We start from the raw sequence: 12,258 nt of genomic DNA, 5'->3' as shown, positions 1-12,258 counted from the left end.
TACGCCCCCTCCCGCGCCCGGCGCCGCCCGCGTCACCCTCCTCCCCCAGCTCCCCGAACCCCGACACCGAGCCCCGGCCCACCTCCCTCGCACTCCCGCTCGCCGCACCGTCCCTCCTCACAGCCCCGTCCCCCGACCTCCACCCGTCGGGAAGGCTCTCCCGAAGCCCCACCCGCACCGCGTCCGCCAGAGCCGCCCCCAGCGGCCCCGCGAGGGCCAGTGCGCCGCGTTCCTTGTGGGCGAGGAGCACCGCGCGCACCTCGTCCGCGTACGGAGCCGCCGCATACGTCGCCGGCAGCCCGGCCGGCTCGGGCATCGGCCGTACCCGGCTGGGCACGGCCCCGTTCAGGGCCGCACGGCACTCCGGGCAGAGCACCGTGCGTGGCCTCCCGCAGCCTCCGCACTCGGCCGGCAGCACCAGATCCGTGAGGTCCCGCCACCACCCCCGCATGCCCACCACTGTGCCAATGCCCCCGCCGACCGGCCACCCCTGTGGACAACGGCCTGTGGACAACTCGGCGCAACCGTCAACAGCGTTCACCCACACGGGTACAGGGCCACCCCGGAGCACACGAACGGCCGCCTCCGCCGAGCCCCAGCCCGACCGAAGACGGCCGCTTCTCGCGTCCATCACCTCAGCGCGTCACCGGCGCCTCACCCCGGATAAACCGGCGCCGACCCCGTCTTGACCACCTTCTGCCACTGCGCCCCGCTGGGCAGCCGTACGATCCCGTCCTCCGAGTAGGCCACCAGCGGCAGCTTGTCGTCCTCGGACGCGGCGATCTCCTTCACCCCGGTCAGGGCAGCGGGCGCCGGACCCTCCGGTGTGGAGCCGTCGACCTGGACGTACCGCATCTGCAGCACGCCCTCGTGCTCGCGCCCCACCACCACGAGCCGACTGTCCCCGGCCCACGACATGGCCGTGATCTCCTCCAGGTCCGGGGTGACGGAACGGAGTTCAAGGACCGAGACCACCGGCGGCTCCGCCGTCGTCCCGCTCCGCTGGATCCGTCCGATGAGCAGGGACCGCTTGCCGTTCTTCTCCACGACGAGCGCGATCCGCACCCCGTCGGCGGCCACCCGCACCGACTCGATCCGGCCGTCCAGCCCCAGCGTCTCCACCGCTATCGGCTGTCCCGCGCCCTTCTGCAGCATGAGCAGCCGGGGCTTCTTCGGGTCCCGGTCGGCCACCCAGAGGTCGCCCTGCGCGTCCCAGCTGGGCGCCGTCAGCCGGTCGGTCTCCGTCTTGCCCTGGCTGGTGAGCACGGGGTCCCCGAGTGAGGCACCGGACACCATCGACCCGACGTAGAGCGACTTCCCGTCGAGACCGACCCCGGCCCCCGATTCCTCGTCCCGCGACACCGCCACCGACCGCAGTTGCGTGGCGCCCTCGCCCAGCGCGCCCGGCACCGGATCGGCGTGCGTGCCGCGGCTGACGCCGGGCATCCGCACCACGCGGTGCTTGTCGTCGAGGAAGTACAGGTACTCGGGGCGGTTCACGGCACCGTGTGCCGCGAGGGACTCCGCGCTGTTGACGTTGTAGACGCACAACTGCGCGCCGTTGGCGGCCTGTAGCTCGACCTCGTCCACCGTGGGCGTGATGGTCTGGAGCGTGTAGAGGATCTGCGTGGCCATCTCGTCGCACCGGGCCAGCCCCACCCGCGAGGCCTTCTGGTTCAACGGGACCGTCAGCCTGTTCTGGTCGTCGGGCGTCAGCGAGGTGACACCCTTGCGCAGTGCCGTCCCGGTGGGGAAGCTCGACCTGACCACGGGCCCGAGCCAACTGGTGGGCCCGTTGAGGAGCGACCGCACCATCTGCGTCATGGGGTCCACCCGCCGTCGTACGAACACGGGGTCGGCGACGGCGATCGTCTGCGCGTTCGACGCGGCCGACGTGTTCGACGCGAAGTAGTACTTGTTGACCGACATGTAGTTGCGCTGGAAGTCCGACTCCCCCATGACGACGCCCTGCGGGAGCCCATCGATGCGCCACTGGCCGCTCTTCGCGTCCTTCGTCAGATGTACGGCCTTGTTGTACTTGCCGTCGGCCGGCGCGTAGGCCTGCTGCGAGTCCACCGTGGCGACCCGGTCGCCGGCCAGTGTGTACGTGAAGGTGCCGCTGTCCTCCTGACCGACCGGGGGACGAACGGCGTCCGTGCTCGGCCCGTCGGCGAGCACCGTGGTGGACAGCCCCGGCTGCCAGTCCCGCGCGGCCTTGGCGGTCAGATACAGGCGCGCTGTCTTGTAGTTGGGATCGTCGCTGGTCAGCGCCTCCAGGAAGCCCTGCACGATCTCCCCCTGCGACGCGTCCTCCCGGGGCGGCATCGCGAAAACCCGCACCTGGGTGTCCTGTCGGGGCGTCGACTCGACACCCCGGAGATCCCCGCTGTCGGGCATCGAGGCACACCCCGCCAGCACTACGACACCACACGCGACGTACGCCACCGCGCGTCCCGGCTTCCGCCGGGCGCCCCCCTCGCGGTCAGCGCCCACGAGATGCCTCCCCTTGCTTGTTCGAGTCCTCCGGTACGGCGGCCGGGTCCGTGCTGTCCACGGCCTCGCTCCGAGCCGGATCCGCGGGCGAGCGGTCCTCCTGCCGTCGAGCGCCACCGGTCGGCCGGGGCACCACGCGCGCGCCGTTGCCGGGCAGCGCCGTGGGGTCCGCCGTGGCCGTGGTGGCAGGCCTCGGGGCGATCGGGTCCCGCGAGGCCATCGGCGGCGCCTGGTCGCCCATCGGCTGCACCGGGACCGTCGCACGCTTGTCCCCGCCCCCGCTCGGCAGACCGGCGTCATTGAGTCCACGATTACGGCGTGAGTCCTTGGGCTCCAGGGGTATCGGCGAGCCCCGTAGCGGCTCGTCCGCGGTCCGCGGCAGCGTCAGCCGGAACTGCGAACCTCCGCCCGGCTCCCCCCACGCCTGCAGCCAGCCGCCGTGCAGCCGCGCGTCCTCCAGGGCGATGGACAGCCCCAGACCCGTGCCACCGGTGGTACGCGCGCGTGCCGGGTCCGCGCGCCAGAAGCGGCTGAACACCCGGGTCGCCTCACCGGGCTTGAGCCCCACCCCGTAGTCGCGCACCGCGATGGCGACCGCCCCGCCCGCGGTGGCGAGCTTGACTATGACGTCCTTGCCGTCGCCGTGCTCCACGGCGTTGACGACGAGATTGCGCAGCACCCGCTCCACCCGTCGGGCATCGGCCTCGGCGACCACGGGCTGCTGGTCGCCGACGACCCGTATCTGCGTGCCCTTGCGCTCGGCAAGCGGCGCGGCGCCGCTGAGCACCCGCCGTACGACCTCCCTGAGGTCGATCGGCTCGGCCTCCAGAGCCGCCGCGCCGGCGTCGAAGCGGCTGATCTCCAGCAGGTCCGCGAGCAGCGTCTCGAACCGGTCCAGCTGGTCGGCCAGCAGTTCGGCCGACCGCGCGGTCATCGGATCGAAGTCCACGCGCGCGTCATGAATGACATCGGCCGCCATGCGTACGGTCGTCAGCGGCGTCCGCAGTTCGTGCGACACGTCGGACACGAACCGCCGCTGCATCCGCGAGAGGTCCTCCAACTGCTGGATCTTCAGCTGGAGGTTCTGCGCCATCTTGTTGAAGGCCTCGCCGAGCCGCGCGATGTCGTCCTCGCCGGTGACCTTCATCCGCTCCTGGAGCCGCCCGGCGGACAGCCGCTCGGCGATCCCTGCGGCCATCCGCACCGGCGTGACGACCTGCCGTACGACGAGCCAGGCGATGGCCCCGAGAAGGACGACGACGAAGAGCCCGGCCGTCGCGAGCGTCCCCTTGACCAGGCTGAGCGACTTCTCCTCCTGGGTGAGCGGGAAGAGGTAGTACAGCTGGTACGGGTTGTTGTTCAGGTCGTTGACCTGCTTGCCGACGACCAGCGCGGGCTGGGACTCCTTGCCGTTGCTGTAGATGATCCGGGTGTAGCTCTGGGCCGCCGTCGTGTTGTCGTTGACGCGGGCGCGCAGGGCTTCGGGGATGCTGGCGGACGGGTCGACGTACCCGGAACCGCGCGGGCTGCGACCGGCGCCGCTGTCCGCGCCCGCCGGCAGCGTCACCACGTCGAAGGCTCCCTGACCGCCGCTGGACAGCGACGACACGAGGTCGCTCATCCATGAGATGACGTTCTGCGGGGAGTTGCCGCCGGTCGCGGACCCGTCGTCGGCCGTCCCGCTGGCCGCCTCGTCGGCCCGCTGCTTGGCCACGGCGAAGCCGCCCGTGGCCTGGCTCTGCGAGGCCTTCACCTTGGCGTCCAACAGGCCGTTGCGCACCTGGCCGATGACGACGAAGCCCAGCAGCAGGACGACGCCAAGCGACATCAGCAGGGTGGTGACGACGACCTTGAGCTGGATGTTGCGCCGCCACAGCCGCATGACCGGCAGCAACGGCCGGCGCACCCAGCGCATGAACAGCCGGAGGACCGGGCTGCCCTGGACTCCGCCCTGCAGCAGCCCGCCCTCCCACAGGCGTCCCCACCGGGAGCCCGCCGCCGTCCGGCCGACAGGCCGCCCCGCGCGGGCCCCGGACCCTCCGGGCGCCGAAGCGGCACTGTCCCTGGACATGTCAGCTCGGTCCCGCCTTGTAACCGACCCCGCGGACGGTCACCACGATCTCCGGCCGCTCCGGGTCCTTCTCGACCTTGGAGCGCAGCCGCTGGACATGCACGTTGACCAGCCGGGTGTCGGCCGCGTGCCGGTAGCCCCAGACCTGCTCCAGGAGCACCTCACGCGTGAACACCTGCCACGGTTTACGGGCCAGTGCGACCAGCAGGTCGAACTCCAGCGGCGTCAGCGCGATGGACTGCCCGTCCCGCTTCACGGAGTGACCGGCCACGTCGATGACCAGATCGCCTATGGCGAGCTGCTCGGGCGCCGGCTCCTCCGACCTCCGCAGCCGCGCCCGGATCCGGGCGACCAGCTCCTTCGGCTTGAACGGCTTCACGATGTAGTCGTCAGCGCCCGACTCCAGGCCCACCACGACATCGACGGTGTCGCTCTTCGCCGTGAGCATCACGATCGGCACCCCGGACTCCGCCCTGATCAGGCGGCACACCTCGATACCGTCCCGTCCGGGCAGCATCAGGTCCAGGAGCACCAGGTCGGGCTTGCTCTCACGGAAAGCGGCCAGCGCCTTGTCGCCGTCGGCTACGAAAGACGGCTCAAAACCTTCACCACGCAACACAATGCCGAGCATCTCGGCCAGTGCGGTGTCGTCATCGACGACAAGGACTCGTCCCTTCATAAACGACATCATCCCATTAACTAAATCGTTACCTGTCGTGACCTGTCACACAGCTCTGCCAGCGCCCCCGCCGTCACGGGCGAAACAGCGCCTTCTTCGGTGACGATCGCCGTCACCAGCTCGGGAGGCGTCACATCGAACGCCGGGTTGTACGCCTGGGTCCCCAGGGGTGCCACCGGAATCCCGCCTCCCGCTCCCGACACCGTCACTTGGGGTGACGTGATCTCCGTCACTTCGAAACTGGGGCGCTGTTCCACCTCGATGGACGCCCCGTCCGGCGTGTCCGGATCCACCGTCGTCACCGGCGCCACCACGATGAACGGCACATGGTGGTACCGGGCGAGCACGGCGAGCGGATAGCTCCCCACCTTGTTCGCCACCGAACCGTCGGCGGCGATCCGGTCCGCCCCGATCAGTACCGCGTCCACCTCCCCGGCCGCGAACAATGAGCCCGCCGCGTTGTCCGTGAGCAAGGTGTACGCCATTCCGTTGCGTGCCGCCTCATACGCCGTCAGGCGAGCACCTTGCAGCAACGGACGCGTTTCGTCCACCCACAGCCTCCTCAGCCGCCCGTCCCGGTGCGCCGCGAGCGCCACCGCGAAGGCCGTGCCCTCGCCGCCCGACACCAGTGCCCCGGTGTTGCAGTGGGTCAGAATCCGGTGCCCACCGCCGGGCAACAACTCGTCCAGCAGGGCCAGTCCGTGCGCGGCCATCCGCGCGCTGGCCTCGGCGTCCTCCCGGTGCAATCGCCGCGCCGCCGCCAACGCGGCCCCGGCCGCCTGCGCGGAATCGCCTCCCTTGGCCACCGCGTCCCGGTGCGCGGCCTGGGCCCTGCGCACGCCCACGGACAGGTTCACCGCGGTGGGCCGGGCGCCCGCAAGAGCCATCGCGGCCTCGTCCACGTCGAAGCCCCGCGCGGCGGCGAGCGCGACGCCGTACGCCCCCGCGATGCCCAGCAGCGGCGCCCCGCGCACCGCCAGCGAGCGGATCGCGTCCACCAGCGCGGACGCGTCCGTGCACACCAGCTCGACCTCCTCGGCCGGCAGTCTCGTCTGGTCGAGAAGAACCAGCACAGGGCCCTCGGGGGGCTCGTCCCAGCGGATCGCGGGTATCTCGGTCGGCCGGCCGTCCTCGCCGGATTGCGCGTGCTGATCAGCCATGCGGTCAGTCTGCCCCGGATCCGGCGGACAATTGAAGGTGTGCAGCCCATACCGCGGCCGGTCACCGCTCGACCACCCCATGGCACGATGGCTGCCAACCTGCCGCCGCGCCCGCGGACGGGCACCGTGAAGGAGCGACGATGAACGACACTCCGGGCTGGGCCTCGCCCGGATCCGCCCCGCCCGACGGGCCCGAGCCCGGCGCGTCCGGTCCCGCCGGACCTGCGGACGTCCCCGGTCCAGCACAGCCCGCGGACCAGCCCGGCACGGACCCGTCGGGCTCCGGCCCGCAGTGGTCCAAGGAGCAGCCCCCACCGGCCCAGTGGTCCGCGCCCACCAGCGCCCCCGGCCAGGGCCAGGCACCGCCGCCCCCACCGCCGGGCCCGGGCTGGGGCGGCGGCCACCCCGGCGGCCCGGCCGGCCCCGGAGGTCCTGGGGGATACGGCGGAGGCTACGGCGGGCCCGGAGGCAACGGCGCTCCCGGCGGCTGGGGCACGGGCTGGGGCGGCCCCCCACCCGCGGCCAAGCCCGGTGTCATCCCGCTCCGCCCGCTGGGCGTGGGCGAGATCCTCGACGGCGCCGTCTCCACCATGCGTACCTACTGGCGCACGGTCCTGGGCGTCTCGCTCACCATCGCGGTCGTCATGCAGACCATCGTCGTCCTCGTCCAGGGCTTCGCCTTCAGCGATCTCACCAGCACCAACGCCCTCGACGACCCGAACGCCAGCGCCTCCGAAGTGACCCGCGCCATGAGCGAGGCCTTCCTCAGCACCGGCGTCGTCTACCTGGTCGTCCTCATCGGCACCGTCGTCGCCACCGCCCTGCTCACCGCCGTCACCAGCCGCGCCGTACTCGGCAAGCCGGTCACCGCCACGGAGGCCTGGCGCGACGCCCGGCCGCAGGTGCTCAAGCTGTTCGGCCTGATCTGCCTGCTGATCCTCATGGCCGTCGCCCTCATCGGTATCCCCACCGTGCCCGGCATCGTCGTGGCCGCCACCGGGTCGCAGGACGCGGGCATCGCACTCGCCGTCCTCGGCGGCCTCGCCGGCTCCGTCGTCACCCTCTGGCTGGCGATCCGCTTCTCCCTGGCCTCGCCCGCGCTGATGCTGGAGAAGCAGGGCATCGTGAAGTCGATGACCCGCTCCGCGAAGCTGGTGCGCGGCTCCTGGTGGCGAATCTTCGGCATCCAGCTGCTCGCCCAGATCATCGCGAGCATCCTGTCGTCCATCCTCGTCATCCCGTTCGCCTTCATCGCCGGCCTGTTCAGCGGCGACGGCCTCAGCGGCCTCGTCGACGGCAGCGGCGACCTCGGCTGGACGTTCCTCATCATCAGCGGCATCGGCTCGGTGATCGGCCGCATGATCGCGTTCCCGATCACGGCGGGCGTCACCGTGCTCCTGTACATCGACCAGCGCATCCGCCGCGAGGCCCTCGACCTCGACCTGGCCCGCGCCGCCGGCATCCAGGACCAGGGCACCGCGGCCCCCGGCCCCACCCCTGGGGGTTGATGCGGTGAGCCTGGCGGGGGGAGTTCTCACAGCGGTACCCGGAACACTGCCGCGCGCCGTCGAATCGGCCGCGGGGGCACTGCTGCGTGCCCACGGCACGGTCGTACGGTCGTCCGCCCTCTCGGGCGACGAGCCGCCGGTGACGATCCCGCGCGACCCCGCGCGGGAGGCGGCCCGGCGTGAACTGTCCAAGCAGATGTACCACGAGAACGACCCCAGCCTGGTGCAGCGGGCCGTGAACACCATCTCGGACTGGGTCGACAAACTCTTCGGCAGCGCATCGGAGGCAACACCCGGCGGCACGCTCGGCCTGGTCGTCGTCATCGTGGCCGTCCTCGCGGTCGGAGCCGCCCTGTGGTGGCGCCTCGGCACCCCGCAGCGCCAACCCGTCTCCGCAACCGCCCTGTTCGAGGACGGCCCCCGCAGCGCCGCCGAACACCGCGCGGCCGCCGAGGCACACGCCGCCCAGGGACACTGGAACCCCGCGGTGCAGGAACGCATGCGTGCCATCGTCCGCGCCCTGGAGGAACGGGCCCTGCTCGACGTCCGCCCCGGCCGCACAGCCGACGAAGCCGTCGCCGAAGCCGGCCGCGCACTGCCCTCGCACACCACCGAACTGCGCGCCGCGGCCGCACACTTCGACGACGTGACGTACGGCGGACGCGGCGCGAGCGAGCAGTCGTACCGACGCATCGCCGACCTGGACCGAGACCTGGAGCGCACCAGGCCCGTCCTCACCAGCAGCGCCCACAGCACGGCCCACCACACCAGCCAGGGGGCCGCCGAATGACCGCGGAGGCCACGCTCCCCACCACCTCGGCCTCGCCGACCGTCCGCCAGGTGTGGACCCGCGCGCGGAGCATCGTCCTCGTGCTCGTACTCCTCCTGGCGGCCGCGGTGGCGATCGCCGCGATCCGCTCCGACGCCCGGCACGGCGCCCTCGACCCGCGCTCCGCCGACCCCTACGGCAGCCGCGCCGTCGCCGAACTCCTCGGCGACCGGGGCGTGTCCACGCGCGTGGTCACCACCCTGGCCCAGGCCCGCGCCGCGGCCGGCCCGGACACCACCCTCCTGGTCGCCGTCCCCGACCTGCTGACCAAGTCTCAACAGTCCGGCCTGCACGCGGCGTTCACGAACTCCGGCAGCCGTACGGTCCTCGTCGGCCCCGGCGCGGCATCCCTGGGCCGACTCGCCCCCAAGGTCACCGCCGACTCCGGACCCAGCTACGACTCGACGCTCGCCCCCGACTGCTCGTTGCCCGCCGCCCAGCGCGCGGGCAACGCGCAAACCGGCGACTACAGGTACACGACCACCGCCAACGACGCCGACGAGTGCTACCCCAGCGACGGCCGACCGACCCTGCTCCGACTCCCGGACGCGGCCGCGGGCGGCGACACCGTGGTCATCGGCGCGCCCGACATCTTCTTCAACAAACGTCTCGACAAGCAGGGCAACGCCTCGCTCGCCCTCCAACTCCTCGGCTCCCGCCCCCATCTGGTCTGGTACCTCCCCTCGCTGTCCGACACCTCGGCCACCGACTCCGGCAGCCAGAGCTTCCTAGACCTGCTCCCCTCGGGCTGGCTCTGGGGCACCCTGCAACTCTTCATCGCAGCAGCCGTGGCCGCCCTGTGGCGGGCACGCCGACTCGGCCCCCTAGTGCCCGAAAAACTCCCCGTGGCGATCCGCGCCTCCGAAACCGTCGAAGGCCGCGCCCGCCTCTACCGCAAGGCCAACGCCCGCGACCGCGCGGCCACCGCCCTGCGCTCCACCACCCGCACCCGCCTCGCCCCCCTCGTAGGCGTCCCCGTCTCCCAGGCACACGCGCCCGAAGCCCTGCTCCCCGCGCTCTCCGCCCACCTCCACGGCGACGGACAGACCCTGCACGCCCTCCTCTTCGGCCCGCCGCCCAGCGACGACGCGGCCCTCATCGCACTTGCCGACCAACTCGACGCCCTCGAAAGAGAGGTACGCCGTTCATGATGGACCCGACCACTGACAACGCCGGGACCACGGGGAATCCGGACACCGCCCGAGCCTCCCTCGAGTCCCTGCGCGCCGAGATCGCCAAAGCCGTGGTCGGCCAGGACCCCGCCGTGACCGGCCTCGTCGTCGCCCTCCTCTGCCGCGGACACGTTCTCCTAGAAGGAGTCCCTGGAGTCGCCAAAACGTTGCTCGTCCGCGCCCTCGCATCCGCACTCGAACTCGACACCAAGCGCATCCAGTTCACCCCGGACCTGATGCCGAGCGACGTCACCGGCTCCCTGGTCTACGACACCCGCTCCGCCGAGTTCCGCTTCCAGCCCGGCCCGGTCTTCACCAACCTGCTCCTCGCGGACGAGATCAACCGCACCCCGCCGAAGACCCAGTCGTCCCTCCTGGAGGCCATGGAGGAACGCCAGGTCACGGTCGACGGCACCCCGCGCCCGCTTCCCGACCCGTTCCTGGTCGCCGCGACGCAGAACCCCGTCGAGTACGAGGGCACGTACCCCCTCCCCGAGGCCCAACTCGACCGCTTCCTCCTCAAACTGACGATCCCTCTCCCCTCCCGCCAGGACGAGATCGACGTCCTCACCCGCCACGCCGAGGGCTTCAACCCACGCGACCTGCACGCCGCCGGCCTACGCCCCGTGGCGGGCCCGGCCGACCTCGAAGCAGCCCGCGCGGCCGTCGCCAAGACGACGATCTCCCCCGAGATCACCGCCTACGTAGTCGACATCTGCCGCGCCACCCGCGAATCGCCGTCCCTCTCCCTCGGCGTGTCCCCGCGCGGCGCCACCGCCCTCCTGGCCACCTCGCGTGCGTGGGCCTGGCTCACCGGCCGCGACTACGTCATCCCCGACGACGTGAAGGCCCTGGCGCTGCCCACCCTCCGCCACCGCGTTCACCTGCGCCCCGAGGCCGAGATGGAGGGCGTGACGGCGGACTCCGTCATCAACGCGATCCTCGCCCACGTCCCGGTCCCCCGCTGATGGCCCTCACCGGCCGCGCCGCCCTCCTCGCAGCCCTGGGCTCCCTCCCCGTAGGCATCTGGGAACCCAGCTGGACAGGCATCCTGGCCGTCAACGCCCCCTTGGCGGTGGCCTGCGCCTGCGACTTCGCCCTGGCCGCCCCGGTACGCCGCCTGAGCCTCACCCGCTCAGGCGACACCTCCGTACGCCTGGGCGAATCCGCGGACGTCACCCTGACGGTCACCAACCCGTCCCGCCGCCCGCTCCGAGCCCGCATCCGCGACGCCTGGCCCCCCAGCAGCTGGCTCCCCGGTACAGAATTCGCCGCGTCCCGCCACCTCCTGACGATCCCGCCCGGCGAACGCCGCCGCCTCACCACCCGTCTACGCCCCACCCGCCGCGGCGACCGCCACGCAGACCGAGTGACCATCCGTTCCTACGGCCCCCTCGGCCTCCTCACTCGCCAGGGCACCCACGCGATCCCCTGGGCGGTACGCGTCCTGCCCCCGTTCACCAGCCGCAAGCACCTCCCCTCGAAGCTCGCCCGCCTGCGCGAACTCGACGGCCGCACCAGCGTCCTGACCCGCGGCGAAGGCACAGAATTCGACAGCCTGCGCGAATACGTCCCCGGCGACGACACCCGCTCCATCGACTGGCGCGCCACCGCCCGCCAAACGACGGTCGCGGTACGCACCTGGCGCCCCGAACGCGACCGCCACATCCTCCTGGTCCTCGACACCGGCCGCACCTCAGCCGGCCGCGTCGGCGACGCCCCCCGTCTCGACGCCTCCATGGACGCCGCCCTGCTCCTGGCAGCCCTGGCCTCCCGCGCCGGCGACCGCGTCGACCTCCTCGCCTACGAGCGCCGAGTCCGCGCCCTGGTCCAGGGCCGCACGGCACGCGACGTCCTCCCGTCTCTGGTCAACGCGATGGCGACACTCGAACCGGAACTCGTCGAAACAGACGCCCGAGGCCTGGCAGCCACCGCGATCCGCACGGCCCCCCGCCGCTCTCTCATCGTCCTACTGACAAGCCTCGACACGGCCCCGGTCGAAGAGGGCCTGCTCCCCGTACTCGCCCAACTCACCCAGCGTCATACGGTCCTGGTGGCATCCGTGGCAGATCCCCACATCGCCCGCATGGCCACGGCCCGTGGAAACACGGACGCGGTCTACGAGGCTGCGGCCGCGGCACGCGCCCAGACCGAGCGCGACCGCACCGCGGAAAAGCTCCGCCGAGCCGGCGTCACCATCGTCGACGCGACACCTGACGATCTCGCACCGAAACTCGCGGACGCGTATCTGGCTCTCAAGAGTGCGGGACGCCTGTAATACGGGGGCCTGCTTGGAAAAGCAGAGCCCTTTACAGGACCCCTGAAACGCAGAAAACCCCCGTACCG

The 12,258-nt window shown here is 72.0% G+C and carries 9 protein-coding genes and 1 pseudogene; 5 read left to right on the top strand and 5 right to left on the bottom strand.

All coding sequences use genetic code 11. From position 1 onward, the window contains the following. The 5 genes and pseudogenes from JHN63_RS37040 to mtnA all read right to left on the bottom strand — a co-directional run. Window positions 1–451: pseudogene (locus JHN63_RS37040) on the bottom strand (ComF family protein); the annotation flags it as partial. A gap of 203 nt (window positions 452–654) precedes the next feature. Next, entirely contained in the window at window positions 655–2,493 is a 1,839-nt protein-coding gene (locus tag JHN63_RS37035; RefSeq protein WP_200689231.1) for an LpqB family beta-propeller domain-containing protein, read from the bottom strand. Then, complete coding sequence (mtrB, locus tag JHN63_RS37030) at window positions 2,483–4,564, bottom strand: MtrAB system histidine kinase MtrB (protein ID WP_200689221.1); 2,082 nt, start codon at window positions 4,562–4,564, stop codon at window positions 2,483–2,485. Before mtrB ends, JHN63_RS37035 begins: the two co-directional genes overlap by 11 nt. A gap of 1 nt (window position 4,565) precedes the next feature. Beyond that, window positions 4,566–5,255 carry a two-component system response regulator MtrA gene (mtrA, locus tag JHN63_RS37025; RefSeq protein WP_187284748.1) on the bottom strand — a complete coding sequence of 230 codons (690 nt, stop codon included), beginning with the start codon at window positions 5,253–5,255 and terminating at the stop codon, window positions 4,566–4,568. An 8-nt stretch (window positions 5,256–5,263) separates the two neighbouring features. Then, window positions 5,264–6,403 carry an S-methyl-5-thioribose-1-phosphate isomerase gene (gene mtnA / locus JHN63_RS37020; protein WP_200689219.1) on the bottom strand — a complete coding sequence of 380 codons (1,140 nt, stop codon included), beginning with the start codon at window positions 6,401–6,403 and terminating at the stop codon, window positions 5,264–5,266. Window positions 6,404–6,543: 140 nt separating this feature from the next. Between mtnA and JHN63_RS37015 the strand changes: the two genes are divergently transcribed. The 5 genes from JHN63_RS37015 to JHN63_RS36995 are packed head-to-tail and all read left to right on the top strand — an operon-like array spanning window position 6,544 to window position 12,190. Then, complete coding sequence (locus JHN63_RS37015) at window positions 6,544–7,911, top strand: glycerophosphoryl diester phosphodiesterase membrane domain-containing protein (RefSeq protein WP_200689217.1); 1,368 nt, start codon at window positions 6,544–6,546, stop codon at window positions 7,909–7,911. Between the two features lie 4 nt (window positions 7,912–7,915). Next, window positions 7,916–8,701 (top strand): DUF4129 domain-containing protein, encoded by a 786-nt coding sequence (locus JHN63_RS37010; RefSeq protein WP_200689214.1) that lies wholly within the window; start codon window positions 7,916–7,918, stop codon window positions 8,699–8,701. Next, entirely contained in the window at window positions 8,698–9,891 is a 1,194-nt protein-coding gene (locus JHN63_RS37005; protein WP_200689212.1) for a DUF4350 domain-containing protein, read from the top strand. The genes JHN63_RS37010 and JHN63_RS37005 overlap by 4 nt, the downstream gene beginning before the upstream one ends. Next, a complete protein-coding gene (locus JHN63_RS37000) occupies window positions 9,891–10,880 on the top strand; it encodes a MoxR family ATPase (protein WP_200689232.1) in 990 nt (329 codons plus the stop codon). Before JHN63_RS37005 ends, JHN63_RS37000 begins: the two co-directional genes overlap by 1 nt. Then, complete coding sequence (locus JHN63_RS36995; protein WP_200689211.1) at window positions 10,880–12,190, top strand: DUF58 domain-containing protein; 1,311 nt, start codon at window positions 10,880–10,882, stop codon at window positions 12,188–12,190. The genes JHN63_RS37000 and JHN63_RS36995 overlap by 1 nt, the downstream gene beginning before the upstream one ends. Window positions 12,191–12,258: the final 68 nt, after the last annotated feature.

Source organism: Streptomyces sp. MBT65 (genome assembly GCF_016612545.1).
In the GTDB taxonomy this organism is placed as follows: domain Bacteria; phylum Actinomycetota; class Actinomycetes; order Streptomycetales; family Streptomycetaceae; genus Streptomyces.
Note: the sequence above shows the minus strand (reverse complement) of the source record. Positions and strands in the feature narration are given on the sequence as shown.